This is a genomic window from Dyella terrae, assembly GCF_022394535.1.
Lineage (GTDB): Bacteria > Pseudomonadota > Gammaproteobacteria > Xanthomonadales > Rhodanobacteraceae > Dyella.
This window is the reverse complement of record NZ_CP089414.1, coordinates 3,490,822-3,510,717: the sequence shown is the minus strand read 5'-3', so window position 1 is coordinate 3,510,717 and position 19,896 is coordinate 3,490,822. Positions and strand designations below refer to the sequence as shown.

16 protein-coding genes are annotated in these 19,896 nt (G+C 63.7%); 5 read left to right on the top strand and 11 right to left on the bottom strand.

What is annotated here, in order from left to right:
* Positions 1 to 166 precede the first annotated feature (166 nt).
* On the bottom strand, positions 167 to 1,060 hold the full coding sequence (locus DYST_RS15355; RefSeq protein WP_239946504.1) for a helix-turn-helix domain-containing protein: 894 nt from the start codon (positions 1,058 to 1,060) through the stop codon (positions 167 to 169).
* Between the two features lie 99 nt (positions 1,061 to 1,159).
* On the opposite strand from DYST_RS15355, the gene DYST_RS15350 reads away from it, so the two are divergent.
* Positions 1,160 to 2,611 carry a cytochrome P450 gene (locus tag DYST_RS15350; protein ID WP_239946503.1) on the top strand — a complete coding sequence of 484 codons (1,452 nt, stop codon included), beginning with the start codon at positions 1,160 to 1,162 and terminating at the stop codon, positions 2,609 to 2,611.
* Positions 2,612 to 3,172: 561 nt separating this feature from the next.
* On the opposite strand, the gene DYST_RS24020 is transcribed toward DYST_RS15350, so the two are convergent.
* From DYST_RS24020 to DYST_RS15335, 4 genes are all read right to left on the bottom strand, one after another.
* On the bottom strand, positions 3,173 to 3,328 hold the full coding sequence (locus tag DYST_RS24020) for a multicopper oxidase domain-containing protein (RefSeq protein ID WP_275666840.1): 156 nt from the start codon (positions 3,326 to 3,328) through the stop codon (positions 3,173 to 3,175).
* Entirely contained in the window at positions 3,264 to 4,829 is a 1,566-nt protein-coding gene (locus DYST_RS15345) for a multicopper oxidase family protein (protein ID WP_275666839.1), read from the bottom strand. The genes DYST_RS24020 and DYST_RS15345 overlap by 65 nt, the downstream gene beginning before the upstream one ends.
* A 93-nt stretch (positions 4,830 to 4,922) precedes the next feature.
* Positions 4,923 to 6,392, bottom strand: a complete 1,470-nt coding sequence (locus DYST_RS15340; protein ID WP_239946502.1) for an MATE family efflux transporter — start codon at positions 6,390 to 6,392, stop codon at positions 4,923 to 4,925.
* Positions 6,393 to 6,422: 30 nt separating this feature from the next.
* Positions 6,423 to 7,019 (bottom strand): DUF2239 family protein, encoded by a 597-nt coding sequence (locus DYST_RS15335; RefSeq protein WP_239946501.1) that lies wholly within the window; start codon positions 7,017 to 7,019, stop codon positions 6,423 to 6,425.
* A 120-nt stretch (positions 7,020 to 7,139) separates the two neighbouring features.
* Between DYST_RS15335 and DYST_RS15330 the strand changes: the two genes are divergently transcribed.
* On the top strand, positions 7,140 to 8,060 hold the full coding sequence (locus tag DYST_RS15330; protein ID WP_239946500.1) for a bestrophin family protein: 921 nt from the start codon (positions 7,140 to 7,142) through the stop codon (positions 8,058 to 8,060).
* 256 nt (positions 8,061 to 8,316) lie between these two features.
* The gene (locus tag DYST_RS15325) at positions 8,317 to 8,832 is read left to right on the top strand and encodes a lipid A 3-O-deacylase (protein WP_239946499.1); all 516 of its coding nucleotides are present in this window, start codon (positions 8,317 to 8,319) and stop codon (positions 8,830 to 8,832) included.
* 947 nt (positions 8,833 to 9,779) lie between these two features.
* Here the strand turns inward: DYST_RS15325 and DYST_RS15320 are convergent.
* The 5 genes from DYST_RS15320 to DYST_RS15300 all read right to left on the bottom strand — a co-directional run bounded on the left by DYST_RS15320 (position 9,780) and on the right by DYST_RS15300 (position 14,968).
* Entirely contained in the window at positions 9,780 to 11,300 is a 1,521-nt protein-coding gene (locus DYST_RS15320; protein ID WP_239946498.1) for a DHA2 family efflux MFS transporter permease subunit, read from the bottom strand.
* A gap of 169 nt (positions 11,301 to 11,469) precedes the next feature.
* Positions 11,470 to 12,669 carry an efflux RND transporter periplasmic adaptor subunit gene (locus DYST_RS15315; protein WP_239946497.1) on the bottom strand — a complete coding sequence of 400 codons (1,200 nt, stop codon included), beginning with the start codon at positions 12,667 to 12,669 and terminating at the stop codon, positions 11,470 to 11,472.
* A 17-nt stretch (positions 12,670 to 12,686) separates the two neighbouring features.
* Positions 12,687 to 14,156 carry an efflux transporter outer membrane subunit gene (locus tag DYST_RS15310; RefSeq protein WP_239946496.1) on the bottom strand — a complete coding sequence of 490 codons (1,470 nt, stop codon included), beginning with the start codon at positions 14,154 to 14,156 and terminating at the stop codon, positions 12,687 to 12,689.
* 29 nt (positions 14,157 to 14,185) lie between these two features.
* The gene (locus tag DYST_RS15305; protein ID WP_428993989.1) at positions 14,186 to 14,590 is read right to left on the bottom strand and encodes a MarR family winged helix-turn-helix transcriptional regulator; all 405 of its coding nucleotides are present in this window, start codon (positions 14,588 to 14,590) and stop codon (positions 14,186 to 14,188) included.
* Between the two features lie 138 nt (positions 14,591 to 14,728).
* Positions 14,729 to 14,968, bottom strand: a complete 240-nt coding sequence (locus DYST_RS15300; RefSeq protein WP_102301607.1) for a hypothetical protein — start codon at positions 14,966 to 14,968, stop codon at positions 14,729 to 14,731.
* A gap of 240 nt (positions 14,969 to 15,208) precedes the next feature.
* On the opposite strand from DYST_RS15300, the gene DYST_RS15295 reads away from it, so the two are divergent.
* Complete coding sequence (locus DYST_RS15295; protein WP_239946495.1) at positions 15,209 to 16,033, top strand: AraC family transcriptional regulator; 825 nt, start codon at positions 15,209 to 15,211, stop codon at positions 16,031 to 16,033.
* 516 nt (positions 16,034 to 16,549) lie between these two features.
* On the opposite strand, the gene DYST_RS15290 is transcribed toward DYST_RS15295, so the two are convergent.
* Complete coding sequence (locus DYST_RS15290; protein ID WP_239946494.1) at positions 16,550 to 18,985, bottom strand: S9 family peptidase; 2,436 nt, start codon at positions 18,983 to 18,985, stop codon at positions 16,550 to 16,552.
* A gap of 290 nt (positions 18,986 to 19,275) precedes the next feature.
* On the opposite strand from DYST_RS15290, the gene DYST_RS15285 reads away from it, so the two are divergent.
* Positions 19,276 to 19,890, top strand: coding sequence for an alpha/beta hydrolase (locus DYST_RS15285; protein ID WP_239946493.1), 615 nt, complete (start codon positions 19,276 to 19,278; stop codon positions 19,888 to 19,890).
* Positions 19,891 to 19,896: the final 6 nt, after the last annotated feature.

The following is a 19,896-nucleotide window of genomic DNA, read 5'->3' as shown; positions in this document are numbered from 1 at the left end:
TTGCCTTGCGTTTGCATCGTGAAAAATATTCAGAAACGCGCGCGGCGACACATTCGCGCGAATGTGCGCGCACAGGGTCATGTGTCCTTGCGATTCGCGAGGATAGGAAGGGTTCTGATCAAACAGGCGTCGCCGCGACGTCGTGCGCGCAGGACGATGCGCGTCGCTAGCCTTCCGCCCAAAGGCGATACACCCAAAACGCTTCCTGCTGCTGCATGCCTTCGTACAAGGCCTGCGGTGCATAGCCGGTGATGCGACGTGTCACCCTGCACAGATGTGGCTGGTCGGCAAAGCCCGCCGCTGCCGCTACGTCTACCCAACGCACGTCGGTCTGCGCCACGTCCGCTTCCACGGCCTCGAAGAACGCGCGTTCGGCGCGACCAAAACCGCGCAACTCACGCAGCGGAAGTCCCGCCCAGCGTTTGATGCGTCGCTCCAGTTGTCGCAGGCTCCGCCCGACCGATGAGGTCGCGGCGCGTTGGGTGAGGTAAACCGCCCAATCTGCATGGCGCTGCACCGCCAGCGGCAGCTCCGGCCGGCACGCGCGCCAGCGCGGCTCCAGAAAGTTTTCCAGGCAGGCGATGCGCTGCGCATCGTCGGGCAGATCCTGCACGCTTGCGCACATCGCCAGCCACTCCGGCGGCAGCACATCCGCCGCATCAACGAAGCGATCAGTAAGTTCTGCGGGCTCCAATCCCGTCAACAGATGCAAGGCATCGGGCATCAGCAGCACCACCATGCTGTGAACGGGGCCAGGACACCATGTCGAAGTGGGCTGCGTCTGGGGCCCACCGAACACCCAGCGACCGGGCGGTGGCATGCGCGGGCTTTCAAGGCCGGGCATGTTGTCCGCATCGGCAGGCAGGAGCATCTCGCTGCTGCCTTCGAACCACCAGCTCAGGCTGCACATGGGTGTGGCGGGAAAGCGATTGATGCGTTGCTCGTCGTCCAGCGCATAACCCACGGTGCTGCGCACCACCACGCTGCGCACGCAGGCCACCAGTGAGGCACGCGGCAACCAGAGCTGGCCCGATGGGAGCAAGGCATCGGGCTGACGCATCGAAGGGGAAACCAGGGTAGCCATGCGCCGCAGTGTAAAACGTCGGCGATGTCGTAATCGTTCAATACCGTGGATTGGTCGTGGGAGAGCATGCCCGCCATGAAGACAACGACCTTTACCGCTGCCCTGGCATCAACCGATCATGCGCTCCCGAGCGGCCCCACTGACCGATGGTGGGGGTTCTCGCTGTTGCGTCGCATGCGTGCCGACTACCTCGGCTTCGTCACGGACTTGCAGCGAGAGTACGGCGACTTGACGCGTATGCGCCTGATCAACGAGGACGCGTGGGATCTGATGTCGCCCGCGCTGATCCGCGAGGCGATGGTGACGCAGTCGGGTCAGTTGATCCGCTGGGAGCGTGCCACGCGCGTTTTCAGCGAGCTGTTTGGCCAGAGTGTGCTGGTGACACATGGCGATACCTGGCAACGGCAGCGCCGCATGCTGATGCCGGCGTTTACCGCCCGCCGTGTGGGCGGCTATGCGCGGTTGATGACCGACGCAGCACGCACCGCGCTCGATCAAGCGGTGCCTGTCGGTGAATCGTCTGCCCAGGTGAGCATGAATGACCTGTGGAATGGCGCAACCATGGACGTGATCCTGCGCACACTGTTCAGCGAATCGGTGCAGACCGATGCGCAGGCAGCCGCAAAGGCAACGCAGACCCTGATGACCAGTGCGTTCCACGAGATGTTCGTGCCGTGGACGGTGCCACTTTGGTTGCCCACACCGGGTAACGCGCGCAAGCGAAACGCGCTGGCCACGTTGCGTGGGTTGGTGGGCCGACATATCGAGGCGCGATGGAACGCGCCTGACGACGAACCGCCACGCGACGATCTGCTGCAGATGTTGCTGGCGGCCCGTGATGATGCCACTGGCGACCGCTTGTCGAAGCAGGAGGTGTTCGACCAGTGCATGGTGAGCTTTGAAGCGGGGCACGAAACCAGTGCTTCCACGCTGCTGTGGTGGAGCCTTCTGCTCGCCCATCACCCAGAGGCGGCGCAGCGTGCGCAGCGCGAAGTGGATGAGGTACTGCGCGGCGCCACGCCCGGCGCGCAGCATGTGGACCAACTGCCGTGGCTGCTGGCTACGTTGAAGGAAACCTTGCGTGCGTATCCGGCGGTGTCGGTGCTGATGACTCGCCGCAACACGGCGCCGATCACACTGGCTGGCCACGCGGTGCCGAAGGGCGCGATGTTACGTGTCACGCCGTGGGTAATTCACCACGACGAGCGCTGGTTTCCACAACCCGACCGTTTCATGCCGGAACGTTTTCTGGACGATGCGCCGCATATCCCCAAGGGCGCATGGATTCCCTTTGGTATCGGTCCGCACGTGTGCATCGGTCAGCATTTCGCGATGCTGGAGATGACGTTGCTCGCCGCCATGCTATTGCAGCGCTATACGCTCTCGCTGGATGACGACACCCTGGCTGACCACACACCTCAGCTCTCGGTGACGTTGCGTCCGCGTGACCCGGTGCGATTGCGGCTCACGCGCCGGCATGAGGCCGACGACTGTGGCGACAGCCACATCGTCGGAGAAGTCGAGTGATCTTGTAGTCATGCTTGGCTAGGAGCCCGTCTAAAGTCTCGACTGAGTACGCGGTCTTGCTCAGCATCGCGCCAGCGAAGTTGAAACGATGAGGCGAGCACCCGACCTTTATCCCCTTTTTGGGACTCACCCCAACCCTCTCTCCCAAAAGGGGACTACCTTCGGGTCGCCCGAAGGGGAGAGGGAGTGAAAGGCTTGCAGTAGGCAGGCTTGGTTTTGGCCTTTAGGTTTCGCTTTTGATCCTGGCATTGGCTTTTGATCTACCCGGTCCCCGTAGGAGGCGGCGGGCGGGTGGAGAGAAGGCCCCGTAGGGGTGGCTGGCAAGGATGCCAGCCACTTTTCGCCGGGGCAGGAGCCCCGTCGAAAAGCCCGGAACCCGCACGCGCACCTGGAGGGCGAAGCCCGCAAGGCGCCGTATCCGGGGGCCCTTCTCTTCGGTTACTGTCTCTTGGGCAAGCAAGAGAAAGCAACCCGGCCTCCGGCAGGAGGTCGGAAGCCCGCCGCAGGCGAGCCAGGTCGCGGTACCGCAAAAATATTTCTCTTTTCTAAGTACGAAACCGATTAGGCCGGCAGTAGCTGGAACGGGCGCATCATCTCGTTGTCTTCGTGCTCGAGCAGGTGGCAATGCCACACGTAGCGACCGGGCTCACCTTCAAACTTGGCGATGATGCGTGTGACCATGCCGGGGTCGGCGCGCACGGTGTCTTTCCAGCCCATCTCTTCTGGCGCGGGGGGGGATCGCCGGGCCGGTGTACTTGAGTGTCTTGCTCTCGTTCCACACGAACAGGTCGAACGGTCGCCGTTCCAGTACCTGGAAGCGCACCAGGTGCAGATGCATGGGATGTGCATCACCGGTGAGGTTCACCATGCTCCAGATCTCGGTGGTGTTCTGGCGCGGATCTTCGGTGATGGGGGCGGACCAGTGCTTGCCGCCGAGCATCATCATCATCGGGCTGCCACCGGCGTCATCCTGCTCGCCCAGCGTTAGCACGCGGTCGCGCACGGCGCTCGCCTCGGCCATGCGTTCGATGGTGCGTAACGTCGCCGGGACCGCGCTGGTGTCTTTGCGGCCGCGATCGCGCACGCGAAATTCCATGATGGCATCGCCCTGCTGGCGCAACTGCGCCTGTTTGCCGTCCATGCCGGAGAAGTCGACGATAACGTCGGCGCGCTCAGCCGGGTAGAGCGTGACGTGCGAACGTGTGAGCGGCGCGGCAAGCAGGCCTTGGTCGCTGGCGATCTGCATGAACGCCAATCCGTTCGACAATGAGAGTTCGTAGAAGCGCGTGTTGGCGGCGTTGATGAGGCGTAAGCGATAGCGCCGCGGCTCGACCTCCGTAAAGGGATAGAGCTTGCCGTTGCATAGGATGGCATTGCCGTTGCACTCGGATACCCAGGGCGCATCCGGATCATCGGAGACGGGGTAGTACAACTGGCCGTCTTTCGCGATCAGACGGTCGCACAGGATCAGCGGCAGGTCGCAGTCGGCGGTCGGCAGGTTGAGTGCCTGTTCCGCGTCGTCTTCGATCAGGTAGGCACCGAGCAGGCCCGCGTAGATGTTGAGCCGCGTGATGCCCATGGCGTGGTCGTGGTACCAGAGCGTGGCCGCGTCCTGCGCGTTGGGGTAGTGGCTGACCGCCGAACGGCCGGGTTCGAACCATTCTTCCGGATAGCCATCGCTGGACGGCGACACGCGCGCGCCGTGGACGTGCGCGACGGTGCGTACTTCGGGCTTGCTGCGCTCAGCGCCGTGGATGGTGTGGTCGATGGGCAGGAAGTGTTTTTTCGGCAGCGCATTGGCCCATTCGATCAGCAAGGGCTCGTTGCGCCGCGCGACCAACGTCGGGCCCGGGAATGATCCGTTGTAGCCCCACAGCGGCGTGGGTGGCAGGTCACGATGCAGTTGCGCCTTGAACGCGCGCATCTCCATTCGGTACAGCGGCAGCTGTTTGCCTGGATGCGTGGGATCCGAACGTTGACCGACGGGCTTTGCTACCGCGGGTAAGGGCAACGGATCCACGAAGCGCGCCAACGTCACCGGGTTCACCAGCGGCACGTTGGGTGCGGCGAGCTGGGGCATGGCCATGCGCGCCATCTTCTCGTCGCCGATGGCCGGCGCGGACCAGGCCAGCAAGCCGAGCTCTGCCGCCGTAGCGGCGCCGACCATGTCGAATAGACCGCGCAGGAACTGGCGGCGTGAAGGGTTGATGCGAGTCATCGAGCCACCCTAGGCAGCCCGGATGACAGTCGCGTGGCAAAGCGTGAAGGGCGGTTCACCCCGCGCGCGCGTTGGCGCGAAGGGTGAAGCCGGTCACTCCACGGAGGCCGGTACGCCTTGTCCGGTGGTGGGGGCCTGTTGGCCGGCAACGGCGGCCGAATCGTCTTGCCCGGCCTTTTCGATCGGCGTGGCCAGCATGCGTGCACGTCGCCAGCCGCCCCACTTGTAGTAGCCCATGGCCATCAGCATGGAGGCGAGCGAGCCCAGCGGAAAACTCCACCAGATGGAATCCGCCCCCAGGTGCGGCGCCAACACCAGCGCAAACGGCGGACGGATCAGCCACATCGAGATGAACAGGATGATTAGCGGTGGCAGCACCGCGCCGGTGGAACGCACCACGCCAAACAGCACGAAGGTGACGCCAAAGAACATGAAGGACCACACGGCGATGCTATTCAGATGCTGAGCCAGCGTCAGTGCCTGGGCGTCGTTGGGCAGGAACATGCCGAGCGCCGCGTGATTGAACAGATAGATCACTCCGATCAAGCAGCCGCTGAGCAGGAAGTTGTAGAGCACGCCCACCCGGGTAATGAGGCTCACCCGGTCCCACAGTTTGGCGCCCACGTTCTGCGCCGCCATGGACGACACCGCCGCACCGATCGCCATCGCCGGCATCTGCACGTAGGCCCACAGCTGCGTGGCTGCACCGTAGGCGGCGGTGGTCTTGGAGCCGTACTCGTTCACCATGTGGATCATGATCATCGCGGAGCTGGAGATCACGATCATCTGCAAGCCCATCGGCAAACCCTTCACCACCAGCGAGCGCAGGATTTCCCGGTCAGGGCGCAGGTAACCGAGCTCATGACTGGTGAGGCGCAGGAAGTGCTTGCGCCGGTACAGCGTGAAGATCAGGGCGAACAGGGCAATGGTCTGCGCGATCAGCGTGGACGTGGCAGAACCGGCAATACCCATGCGCGGGAAGGGACCCACGCCGAAGATCAGCAGCGGGTTGAACACAATGTCCATCACCACCGACAACGCCATGAAGACGAACGGCGTACGCGAATCACCCGCGCCGCGCAGCGTCATCATGAGGAAGTTGTAAAAGAACATCGACGGCACGGCGATGAAGATGATGCGCAGGTACGGCACCGCGAAGGCCTGCGCGTCGACCGGCGTGTTGAGCGCGCGCAGCATCCACGGCGTGCCGAAGTAGCCGCCGATGGCTACCAACACCGATATCGACACAAAGAATGTTACGCCCGTGCCCACCACGCGCTTGGCTTCCAGCATGTTGCGCGCGCCGAGGCTCTGGCCGATCAGGATGGTGCACGCCATGCTCAGGCCGAACACAGCGCCCAGCAGCAGGAACAGGATCAAGTTGGCGTTGCTCACCGCCGTGAGCGCAGCTTCGCCCAGGTAGTGGCCGATCCACATGGCGTTGACCGAACCGTTGAGCGACTGCAGCACCGTGCTGCCCAGGATGGGCAGGGCGAACATGAGCAACGTGCGGGCAATCGGTCCTTCGGTAAGCAGCGGCTGCTTTGCAGCGAACGATGACATCGAAAATTTTCCGCGAAGGGGAGGGGGAAATCAGTCGCCCGCGATGGCCGCCTGCCATGCGCGCGTTGCGAGAACACGCACATGCTCGCGCACATCGACGGGCCATGCATCTGTCAGCTGGATGAAACGCTCACGCTCCTTACGCCAGAACGCGCGAGAAGCTTCTTCGTGATTGGCTAGATTACCCGTCATGGCGCTCATGAAGCGATCCACCGCTTCGCCGGCAAGGCGAACGGCATCGCGCTCGCGATGACTGCGACGCGCCTCTTCGACAAGACGACGCAAGGTTGCCGAGGCACCGCCCGGCTGTTCCGCGAGCCAATGCCAATGGCGTGGCAGCAAGGTGACCTCGCGCGCGATGACGCCCAGACGGGGGCGCCCGGGGCCGCGCGGCACGGGCTCCTCGTCCGAGGGTGGCGCGGGCAAGCGGGCGAGTACGTCGTCCGGCGTGCCACGCAGGTCGAGTTCTACCGGGCGGCTGCTGAGATCATCGAAGACCAGCACGGGCCCTTCGGCTCCGGCATCGACGGCATGTTTGACGGCAAGCGCCACCTCGGCCAGCGTCCCAGCGCCAATCCGCCGATGGCCGTCAAAGGCGGTGCAGGAAGCGATCTCGAAGGCAGACATGGTTTCATCCGGGTACAAATGAGGCGGGAATATTGCCCGGGCAATTCCTGAAGATCAAGCACCGGCGTCGCTAAGGGGCGAGCGCGGTACCATTTCCCCAGTTCCCGCCAAGCCGCTCTCATGGTCATCCACCCACCGCATCGCTCGCTCCGGTTGATGCTGTTCACCCTGCGCGGCTCCATTGTTCCGGTGATCTGGAAGCGGGTGGTCGGCATGATGCTGCTGTCCGTGGCGGTGGTGCTGCTGGAGCGTCGCCTGCCGCACACGGGCGTGGAGCTGGGTGCCATTCCGCCCACGCTGATGGGCCTGACGCTGGCGATCTTCCTCGGCTTTCGCAACACGGTGGCCTACCAGCGCTGGTGGGACGCGCGAACGCTGTGGGGCGAGTTGTTGATCGTGCTGCGCAATCTGGCGCGGCAGACGATGAGCCTGCCAGCAAGCCTTTCTGCGGCAGAGCGCGAACGGATGGTGCACCGGTTGATCGCCTTTGCCCACGCGCTGCGTCACCACCTGCGTGGCACCTCGCCGGGCGACGATGTATCCCGCTGGCTGACGACGGAAGACCGGGCCGCACTCGCGGGCCGTCCCAATCCACCCAACGTGCTGCTCGGCCTGATTGGCCAGGGCTACGCGCAACTGCATCGCGAGGGCCGGCTGGACGTCATCCTGCTGGCGAGCATCGATGCCCAGGTGACGCGCGCCTCTTACGTGCTGGGCGGCTGTGAGCGTATCCAGGGCACGCCGATACCGTTTGCCTACATCCTGCTGCTCCACCGCACCGTCTACATCTACTGCCTGCTGCTGCCGTTCTGCCTGATCGGCAGCGTCGGCTGGGTGACGCCGCTGATGGTGGGCGTGCTGTCCTACACCTTCTTTGGGCTCGATGCGCTGGGCGACCAGATCGAGAACCCATTCGACCGCTTGCCCAACGACCTGCCCCTCGACGCCATGTGCCGCACCATCGAGATCGGCCTGGGCGAACTGCTGGGCGAGCGCGACCTGCCGGCGCCGCTGCAACCTGTGGACGGCGTGCTGCTCTAGGCGGGAACGTCCAAGGCACCGCCGAAACCGCCTATAGCCCGCTCCCCTTGTCGTAGTTTTACGGCATTTTCGGCGTGCGCTTCACGCTACCTGAGACAGACTGCTGGTGTGCCGGGAAGGGATATCCACGCACTTGTGCCGCCCAGGCAACACACTGTTGCCTCGATTCGACCTATTTCCAATACCGGTCGGTCCAGTTAAGTAATTATACTAGGCGGTGCATAAATTCCCTCCCCAAGCACAAAGAAGAAATCACATGCGATCCTCCCTCCTGCGCAGTGCCGCAGCGTTCGCACTGATCGGCGTTTCCGCTACGGCCTTGGCCGACACTCGTATCGAAATCAATGGTGGCCGAAGTTACTCGGACGGCTACTGGACCAACACCGCCTGGGTCGAAGCGATCTGGGGCGAGCACAACCTCAGCGACAGCCGCATCACCTGGGCCCCCATGGCCTCGCTAGGCTTTCTCAACGGCCGCCACATAACGCGTTACGGCAATGGCGTTTCCGACGATGTGTGGCTGGGCGGTGGCGGCCTGCGCATCCGCTACGGCAACGCTAACGACTGGTATCACCACTTGTTCTGGAACTCAGAGATCGCGGTCCAGGCGGGTCGCACGCTTGCGCTGAGCAGCGGCGGCGAGTTTGTGAATTCGGTGGGCTGGACGGGTGAGCATTGGACGTTCCAGATTCGTCATGCGTCGAATGCCGGCATCAAGGGTTCCAACCGTGGCGAGACCATGGCGTTGGTGGGGTTTGCGTTTAATCCTTGAGGTGGTGGTGTTGGTGGTGTTTAGGACAACGGCTCCGTTAGGGGCCGTTGTTGTTTGGATGGCTAAATAGTTTTGAGGTGGACGCTGCTGCTCTGCTCCCTCGCCCCTTTGGGGAGAGGGTTGGGGTGAGGGGTGGGTGCTCGCCACACCGTTTCGATGAAACCGTCATCCCTGCGTAGGCAGGGATCCAGAGCCTCGGTGTTTGATTGTCGCGTTACCGCGACGGAGAAGAGGACGCTACGCTTCCCGACCGTTGTGGAGAACTCGACACGTAACGGTATCGTCCGTCTGCCTCGACTTTGTTTCTCAGCTTTGTGCTCTGAGGCAGGAGCAACGCGACCTGCCGCGGTGCAATGTGCAGCTCCGCTGCACGAGCCGTCCGCTTTCGCCTTTGACCTTCGGGCCCCCTGTGCGGCGGTGAGGGGTGGACGAGAAGGCCCGCAGGGGGATCGGCAAGGATGCCGATTCCTTTTCGCCAGGGCAGGAGGCCCTGTCGAAAAGCCCGGCCACCCCTCACGAACTGGCCGGCTTTATCGGCCAGCGCCAAGTGGGGGTGCCCTTTCTTCGGGTTACTCTTCTTTACTCCGGGCATCCTGCCCTCCGCCCTTCGGGCCGGCTTCGCCGTTCGCACGCGCTCCTGCGCGTGCGTGGGCAAGCAAAGAAAAGTGACTCGGGCTCCGGTAGGAGGGCGAAACGCCCGCTGCGTAGGCGGCCAGATCGCGGCAACGCGACAATCAAACACCGGGGCTCTGGACCCCTGCCTACGCAGGGGTGACGGCTAAAGATGAAACAGTGAGGCGAGCACCCACCCCTCACCCCAACCCTCTCCCCAAAAGGGAGAGGGAGCAGAGCTAAAGCCCGCCAGCACATCGGCACCACACCCCAAAAACAAAAAAGAAAAAGGCCGCATCACTGCGACCTCATCCATCAACATCACACAAACACAATCAGTGATCCGCCCCTGGCCCCGCCTTCGCGCTGAACGGCGGCCGCGCCATCCACACCACCACAATCAGGAAGAAGAACACCCAGCCCAACAGATGGAATACCTCGTTGAACGAGATCTGGTAGCCCTGCTGCGTGATCATCTGATCCAGCATCACGTTCGCTGCCTGCCCCTGCACTCCCACGCCTTGCAGCGCAATCTGCGCTGACGGATCGTAGGGCGTGATGTGTTCCGACAGATGTGCGTGATGCACGATCGCACGGTGATCCCACAGGAATGTGGTGAGCGACGCGGAGAAGCTCGCGCCTAGCGTACGCAGGAATGTTGCCAGGCCGCCCCCCGAGGCGATCTCGTTCGGTTGCAGATCCGACAACAGAATCGTCGTCACCGGCATGAAGAACAACGCGACGCCCAGGCCCTGGAACAGCTGCACACCGGCGACGTGCCAGAAGTCTATCTGTAGGAAGAACTCGGAACGCATGAAGCAGGTCGTGCCCATCACCAGGAACGCGCACGAGGCCAGCAGGCGCATGTCGGTACGCGACGCGTACTTGCCCACCAGGAAGGTAAGCATCACCGGCAGAATACCGAGTGGCGCAGCGGCAAAACCTGCCCATGTGGACGTATAGCCCATATTCCGCTGCAGCCACTGCGGTACCAGCAGGCCGATGGCGAAGAACGCCGCGTAGGCCAACACCAACGCAATGGTGCCAGTGCGAAAGTTGTGATGGCGCAGCAGGCGCAGGTTGACGATGGGTTCCTTGTCGGTGAGTTCCCAGATCAAGAAGATCGCCAGCGAGATCACGGACACGATGCTGGTGATCACGATGAACGTGGAGTTGAACCAGTCCTCGTCGTTGCCCTTGTCGAGCACGATCTGCAGCGCGCCCACACCGACGATCAGCGTGATGAGCCCCACGTAATCCATCTTCGGCCGCATGGTGACTTCCGGGCGTCCCTTCATCTGGTTGCCCACCACCATGCTGGCGAAAATGCCGATGGGCACGTTGATGAAGAAGATCCACGGCCACGAGTAGTTATCAGTGATCAAGCCACCGAGGATCGGGCCTGCGATGGGTGCCACCACCGTCACCATCGCCAACAGCGCAAGCGCCATGCCGCGTTTGGCGGGTGGATAGATGGAGATCAGCAAGCTCTGCGTGACCGGGTACATCGGGCCCGCTACCGCACCCTGGATGGCGCGGAACAGGATCAGCATGGGCATGCTCTGCGCGATGCCACACAGGAACGACGCAATGGAGAACAGCAGCGTCGACCAGATAAACAGCTTCACTTCGCCGAAACGACGGGTGAGGAAGCCGGTAAGCGGCAGCGCAATGGCCATGCTCACCGCGAAGGAGGTGATGACCCAGGTACTCTGGTTGACGCTCACGCCGAGGTTGCCGGCAATCGTCGGCAGCGACACGTTCGCAATGGTCGTGTCGAGCACCTGCATGAAGGTCGCCAACGAGAGGCCGACAGTGGTCAGCGCCAGGTTGGGCGGACGGAAATCTTGACTCATCGCACGGATAACCTGCGGTATGAAGGGTGTGCCCGCGCCGAACAATGCATCGAAGCGGGTCTTATTTTTTCCGCATCATTCCGGTGCAAGCCGGAACGACGCTTTGAATCACTGATGCAGTTGGCGTGGCTGGCGATGCAGCGCCTCCACGCCTACGGCAAACCACTTATTACTTCGGACCTTCGCTGGCGCCCGCCATGTTCGCGTGGATGATCTCCGCGATCATGCCGTCGGCCTTGGCCAACTGTTCCTTGTAGACGTCGGTCTTGAAGGCCGGCTGCGTCGGCGCCTGGTTGGCAAGCAGCAGGCCCTTCTGGTCGTGCAGATTCACTTCCACCTTGGTCGACAGGCCGATGCGCAGCGGATGGTCTTCCAACTGCTTCGGATCGGTGAAGAACACGCGAACCGGCACGCGTTGCACGATCTTGATCCAGTTGCCGGTGGCGTTCTGCGCCGGCAGCAGCGAGAACGCGCTGCCCGTGCCCACGCCCAGGCTCTGTACCGTGGCCTTGTAGGTCACCGTGCCACCGTAGATGTCGGCGCGGATTTCCACCGGCTGGCCGATGCGCATGTTGGTGAGCTGCGTTTCTTTGAAGTTGGCGTCGATCCACACTTCATGCAGCGGCACCACCGCCATCAGCGGCGTACCCGATGCCACGCGCTGACCCAGCTGCACCGAACGCTTGGCGACGTAGCCGTCCACCGGCGCGATGATGGAGGTGCGCACGTCGTCGAGGTAGGCGCCACGCAGGCGGGCGGCGGCGGTCTGTACATCCGGATGCGAAGCGACGACGGTGTCGTCCACCAGCACCTTGTTGGTCTGCAACTGCTGCTGCGAGGTGGTCATGGCGCTCTGCGCCGTGGTCAGTGCATCCAGCGCGTGTGACAGCTCTTCGGCGGAGATCGCACCGGACTTGGCGAGATCACGACGGCGGTTGTAGTCGGCCTGCGCCTTGTCCACGGCGGTCTTGCGTGCGGCCACTTCGGCCTGGGCACCGCTGACGTTGCTGTACAGGCCGCGCACCTTACGCACGGTGCTGGCGAGGTTAGCGCGCGCCTGCTCCAGCGCGACGTCGGCATCAGCCGGATCGAGCTTCACCAGCACATCGCCAGCGTGCACCAAGTCACCGTCATCGGCACCGATGGTGATGACTGAGCCGGGCACCTGCGGGGTGATCTGCACGACGTTGCCGTTGACGTAGGCGTCGTCGGTCTCTTCGTACCAGCGGCCTTCGAGGAAGTACCACAGGCCCCAGCCGATGGCGGCGATCACCACCACGGCCGCAAGCGCGCGCAGCAGGAAGCCGCGACGGCTCTTCGGGGGTTGAGCGGCCGCGTTCTCGGCCGCGAGCGGGGTTTGGCTGAGCATGGGGGCAGCCTTTTTTCTTAAAGCGAATGATCAGAGGAAGATTGGACGGCCACATCGGCCGAGGCGCCTTGCGGGCGGAAACCGCCACCGAGGGCCTGGATGAGCTGCACGGACAGGTCAACCTGCTGCGACTGCAGCGCGGCAAGGCGCTCCTGCGCGGCGAGCAACTGCTGGCGCACGATCAGCGCCTCCAGATAGCTGCCCACGCCGGCCTTGTAACGCTGCTCCGAGAGCTGCCACGCCTGCGTGGCGGCATCGACTGCGCGCTGCTGGGCGGCGACCTGCTCCTGCGCAGACTGCACGGCGTCGTAACCGTCGGCCACTTCGTTCACCGCGCGCACCAGCGTTTGGTTGTACTGGGCCACGGCTTCGTCGTACTGCGCATCCTTCGAGGAGAGGCTGGAACGCAGACGACCGCCATCGAAGATCGGCAAGCTCAGCGCCGGACCGAAGGTGTAGAAGCGAGCCGGCAACTGCAGCGGGTTGATGCTGCCGAACGCCGCCACGCCCGCCATCGCGCTGATGCTCACGTTGGGCAGGAACTGGGTCTTGGCGACCTTGATCTCCTTGCCTGCGGATTCCACGCGCCAGCGCGCAGCGACGATATCGGCGCGATGGCCAAGCAGCTCGCTCGACAGATCCGCCGGTGCGGTGAGCGCACCCGGCGTCAGCATCTGCGGACGACCGATGTCGAGGCCACGGTCCGGACCCTTGCCGAGCAGTACGGATAGCGAGGAACGGGCCGCATCGATGGCGCGCTTGGCAGCGGCCACTTGTTGGTCGGCGTTGGCAACTTCGGTGTCGCTCTGCTTGAGCTGCAACTGGTTGTCGAGACCGGCGGAGACGCGCTGCTGGGTCAGCTGGCGCGCCGTAGTGGCCCGCTCGTGCTCAGCTTTGGCCACATCCTGCTGTGCGTACGCGTAGGAGAGCTGCACATAGGCGCGGGCCACGTTGGTGGATAGCTCAATGCGCGCGGCCTGCTGCTCGATCTCGGCGGCGTGCTGCATGCCTAAGGCGGCTTCCCACGCGGCGCGCTTGCCACCCCACAAATCGAGGCCCCAGCTGAAACTGCCGCGGGCGTCCTTGAACCAGGTGAACTTGCCACCGCCCAGATCCGGCGGCGCGGCGGTAAGCGGCAGGCGCTGGCCAATCATGTTGGCTCCAGCCGTGACGCTCGGACCGCGGTCGGCATCGGCTGCGCCAGCCTCGGCCTGCGCCTGGCGGGCGCGGGCGTCGGCCACGGTCAGGGTGGGGTTGTCTTTCAGCGCTTCAGCGATCAACGCTGTCAGCTGCGGGTCGCCGAGGCCGGTCCACCAATCGTTGGCGGGCCAGGCGGCGGGGGAGAGCGCAACGCCGGACAGGCTGCGATCGGCTTTCAGCGAAGAGGCATCGGTGAGCGCGCCCTCCGGATGCAGGCCGCCGCTGCTGACGCATCCCGCCAGCGCGAGGGAGAGGCCGGTGGCTGCCGCAAGGATTTGCAGACGCATGGGCTTGGTTTCCAGAAAAATGAAACGGGTCAATTCATGTCGCGGAGCGCGACTAACACGCGCTCCAGGTAATCGCGTAACTGCTCGCGCTCGGTCGGGTCCAGCGCCTTCTGGGCGGCGTCCAGAACGCGGTCGTTACACGGCGTCATCTGTCGCCACATGACGTCGCCAGCCTCCGTCAGCTCGATACGCAGGGCCCGACGGTCCTGCTGATGCGGCTGGCGGCGCAGCAGGCCCTTGCCTTCAAGCTGATCGAGCTGGCGAGTCATGGCGCCGCCATCCAGTTCCACCGCGCGAGCTAGCTCACTGGCTGACATCGGGCCTAACAGCGCAAGGCGCTTGAGGATCAGGAACTGGATGAAGCGCAGCTCCACGCCCGACGCTTGCAACTCAGCTTCCGTCTTGCGGACCAGTTCGCTGCGAACCAGTCCGATGAGGACGCCGATGCTGTCCTGCGGGTATGTAGGGGGGATATGAGGGGCTCATGGAGCGGCAATTCTATTGCCGCCAATATATTTGTCAAGGCAAATATGTTCTGGTTAGATTTTGCCTGAACAAAATTTGGAACTGCCTCAATGAGCTCCCTCCTTTAACTCATCGTCCAGCCAGGTCCGCAGGGCGGGGTCGCGCAGCTCGAACAGCTCGAAGACGCCCAAGGCCCGCAGAGTTGGCAGCAGGGCGAGCACCCGCGTTTCCATCGCGCGTCGAGCCGCTTCGGGGGTATCGGGGTCCAGCATCTGGTGGGCACAGGCCACGAACGCCTCGAGCGGGGCGGTCTCGGCGGTAGGTATGCGTACGGCAATCATCGACATGGGTCGGCTCTCCCTTCGACGCCGGGCGGTGGCGCCGCTTGCTTCAGTGAGGACGTGTGTCGGGGTGCGGGCGTGACCGCGCCGGATCAAGCAGGAGGAATGGCACGGGTGGGGGAACCGCGACCGACGGCACGTTCGGCACCGCAAGCGGCGGCAGCGGTGGGAATTGGACGAGCATGATTGAGCAGGCAGGTGGATTACTGTTAGCGTTATTTGGTCAAAGTTTGTCGAGAATCGGCCATGGGCCATGTAACAGAAAAAGACGAGACACAGTTCCATACGATGATCGAGCGCCTCGATGGCCCCTCGGTGATCGCCTATTGGACCGAAGGCGTAGCCTCGAGCGAGTACAGCGAGAACACCCGCGAATACGGCTGGCACTCCCACGCACGTGGCCAGCTGTACTGCGTGGAAAGCGGCTTGGTGCATGTGCGCACGGCGCAAGGCTCATGGCTGTTGCCACCGCATCGGGCCGGCTGGATGCCAGCCGGTGTCGAACACACCGTCACCCTCAGCGGCCCCATGAGCGGCTGGGGCGTATTCGTCACACCACAGGAATGTGGCTGCCTACCCACGGAGCCTTGCGTCATCAGCGTGACGGAGCTGATGCGCGCGCTGGTGCGCCGAGCCAGCTCATGGGTGTGGGAGCGGGAACTCGACGAAAGCCAGGACCGGATCACCCGTGTGTTGCTGGAAGAGATCTGCCGCGCACGCCACGAACCCCTGCACCTGCCGATGCCAACAGACCGCCGTGCACTCCGCATCGCCGTGGCGCTACTGGAAAACCCGAACGACAACCGTGGGCTGGAGGAGTGGGCGGTGTGGGCCGGCTTGTCGCCACGTAGCCTCAGTCGATTGTTCCGCAGCGAGACGGCGCTGAGTTTTGCGCAGTGGCGGCAGCTGGCGCGCCTGACGCGTGGATTGGAACAACTGGCGGATGGCGAGCCGGTGTCTGCGGTGGCGGATGCGTTGGGGTATGCGAGTGTGAGTGCGTTTGTGGCGATGTTTCGGCGGAGTTTTGGGCAGCCGCCGGCTAGGTATTTTGCGGCGCAGGCGGGGCAATAACTTCGGTGGCTTCCCGAGCGTCGTAGAGATCTTGCTCTACGGCAGCACGCGCTTCTTACCCTCACGCAAAAACAGCGACGCGATGTGCAGCGAAGCTGCACGAGCCGTGCGCTTGCAGCCTTTGATCTACCGGGCCCCCTGTGCGGCGGTGAGGGGTGGACGATCAGGCCCACAGGGGGGATCGGCAAGGATGCCGATCCCTTTTCGCCAGGGCAGGGAGCCCTGTCGAAAAGCCCGGCCGCCCCTCACGAACTGGCCGGCTTTATCGGCCAGCGCCAAGCGGGGGTGCCCTTTCTTTGGGTTACTTTTCTTTGGGCAAGCAAAGAAAAGTGACTCGGCCTCCGGTAGGAGGGCGAAAGCCCGCCGCAGGCGAGCCAGGTCGCTGTATCGCGACAACCGGGCCAAAAGTCACTGGACCCCTGCCTGCGCAGGGGTGACGGCTAAAGATGAAACGGTGAGGCGAGCACCCACCCCTCACCCCAACCCTCTCCCCGGAGGGGAGAGGGAGCACAAGCATCATTGCTTCGCGGGCTTCACATACGTATTGAACAACTCATCAATACGACGGTACTCGTCGTACCACGAATCCGGATGCTGGAACCCATGGCGTTCCATCGGATACAGCGACATCCAGAAGTTGTTCTTATGCAGCTCGATAAAGCGCTGATACAAGCGAATCGTATCGCTGGTCAGCACGTTGTCATCGATCAAACCATGCTGCATCAACAGCGGATCCTGCAGCTTGTCGGCGTAGTTGATCGGTGAGCTGACCTGATACGACTCCGGATCAAGCTGGGGATCGTTGAGGATGTTGGACGTGTACTCGTGGTTGTAACTGGTCCAGTCGGTGACCGGACGCAGCGCGGACCCCGCAGCGAACTCACCCGGTGCCCGCAGCAGCGACATCAGCGTCATGAAGCCACCATAGCTGCCGCCGTACATGCCGACGCGCTTGGGATCCACGTTGTGGTTCTTCACCAGCCAGGCCTTGCCGTCGAGCAGGTCTTCCAGTTCCGGGTGGCCCATCTGGCGGTAGATCGCAGTGCGCCACGCACGGCCGTAGCCATCGGACGCGCGGTAGTCCATGTCGAGCACCACATAACCCTGCTGCACCAGCAGGTTGTGGAACATCTGCTCACGGAAGTAGTTGGAGTACGACAGCGTGACGTTCTGCAGGTAACCCGCACCGTGCACAAAGATCACTGCCGGACGCGAAGCTGCGGCGGCTTCATCGGCCGGGCCGTAGTACTTCGCCCAGATGGTGCCCGCGCCGTGCGAGGACGGCACACCGATGATCTTCGGCTGGATCCACGCATGCGCGGTGAAGGCCGGCTTTGTGGTGTTAGTGAGCTCGCGCGGCGAACCGCCGTCGGCGCTCTGTACCGCTAGCTGCGCTAGCGTGTACGGCGAGGAATGCAGCACGGCGAGCTGGCGGCCATCGGGCGACAGCGCAAAATCGTCCATGCCTTGGTACTGCGTTAGGCGAGTCAGTTCGCCGCCAGCACTCGGCACGCGGTAGACGTCGTAGCTGTAAGGCGCCACCTGGTTGGTGCGTGCGTAGAACCACTGGCCATCGTCGCTCAACACCGGATGGCTGACTTCGAACTTGCCGGTGGTCAGGGCTTTGGCCTTGCCGCCGATTGACTTGGTGTAGAGCTGCGAGTAGCCGGTTTCCTCGCTCAGGTACCACAACGTGCGGTTGTCCTTGAGCCAGCCGAAATCGTTGAAGTTCCAGTTGATCCAGGCGTTGTCGGTCAAGCGATGCTGGTTGACGAGCGCGTGCTTGTCGAAATCGACGCTGGCGATCCAACGATCCTTGTTGTCGATGGCGCGCAACTGGATGGCGACGTTCTGGCCGTCGTCGCTCCACACGATGCCGCCGCCACCGCCGTCGTCAGCATTGGAAACAATGCGCACCGAGCGCACGTCCGGCGCCTTCAGCGCCTTGGCTTCGTCGGCCTTGCCGTCCTTCTGCAGGGCGGCCACGGTCTTGGCGCGAAGGTCCTTGAGCGGGTCGTCCTTGATGCCCGGCAGGCCGTCCGTCTTGAGCGGATAGAACTTGGCAGACTTCAGGTCCACCAGCACCATCGATTGCGGCGCGGGATCGTTGTTACCCACGTAGACGCGCGTTTCCTGCTGCTCGGCGTAGCCGGACTCAGTGACGTAATGGGTAACCTCGGGGCGCTTGCCTTCCTTCGCGCCCTTGGGCTTGGTCACCACGACCATCCAGCGGCCATCGGGCGACAGTTCGGTATCGGCCGGCTCGCCACTTTCACCGAGGTAGATCGGCTTGGGCGCGCGGCTGGGGTCGGCGGCGATCAGCGCATCGTCGTTCGTGCGCGCGGCGTCCTTGTCGGACTTGTTTTCACGCAGCGACTTGAACAGTTCCAGCTGCATGTCCTTGAGCTGATCGGGCTTCTTTTCCTGCGGATCGTCGGTGAAACGCAGCACGGCGGCGGGTGCGCTCACGCCGGCGGCAAGGTCGTAAACGAACCAGTTGTTGCCCTGGCGGTACTGCAGGCTACGGCCGTCGCTGGAGAAGCGCGGCGACGATTCCGCTTCGGACGAGCGGGTGACCTGCACGCGGCGACCACTGGAAAGATCGACCATGAAGATGTCGCCATGGATCACGTAGGCGGCGTGCCGATGCGTGCGGTCGTAGATCGCCGGGCCTTCGGCTTGCGCCATGGCGGTGGGATCGAGCTTCACGCTCTGGCCGTTGGCCGGGTCTACGCGATAGAGGTCGCGTACTTTGCTGCCGTCGCGCTTGAGCGAGTAGTACAGGCTACGGCCGTCCACGCTCCAGTAGGGCTGTTCCACCGCGGCGCCAATCCAGTCGGGATTGGCCATGATGGTTTCCAGATCCAGCTGACCGCCGGACGACGGGGGCGACAGGGCCGCCGCGGGGAACGCGGCAAAGGCGGCAAGGCCGGCGAACAGCATTCGGCGCATGGAGGGCTCCACAGTCAAAACGTTTGAGCATAGCCAAGCTCTGAAACAGCACAAGCGCCGATGGTCGCGGTTCAAACTGATCGCCTAGGCAGGTAATCTTATCGGTTACTTCGGCGCCCCTCCGGCGCCCCCGTGCGGCCTGCACCTTGTCGGCCAAGCGGCAGACCGTGCGTTCGGTGAGGTTCTTGTGCATGTCTTCGAGGCATGCTTCCCGCAGCCCCAAGCCCGGCGAGCCCACATGCCCCTACCCAGCGTTGAGATCGAAACCGCCCCCCCACCCCAGCCATAGCGTGATCTGGCTGCACGGCCTGGGCGCCGATGGCAACGACTTCGCTCCTATCGTGCCGGAGCTGGTGCCTCCCACCTGGCCCGCGTTGCGCTTTGTGTTTCCCCATGCGCCGGTGCGACCGGTGACGGTGAACGGCGGCATGCCGATGCGCGCCTGGTACGACATCGTCGGCGTCGACCTGATTTCCCGGCAGGACGAAACGGGCATGCGCGCCTCCATCGCCAACGTGGACGCGCTGATTGCCCGCGAGAACGAGCGCGGCGTGCCTTCCGAGCGCATCCTGCTGGCCGGCTTCTCGCAGGGCGGCGCCATCGCGTTGTCGGCAGGGCTGCGCCATGCGGAGAAACTGGCGGGCGTGATCGCCCTGTCCACCTACCTGCCGCTGCAGGATGCCTTCGCCGCCGAGCGCAGCGCAGCCAATGCACAGACGCCGGTGTTCTGGGGGCATGGCACGGCCGATCCGATCGTTCCGCTCACACGCGGCGTGAGCTCGCGCGACATGTTGCAGTCGCTGGGCTATTCGGTGAGTTGGCACACCTATCCCATGCCGCACTCGGTGTGCGCCGAAGAAGTGGCCGACCTGCGTCAGTGGATGACCGCGCGCCTGGAGGCCTGACGGTCA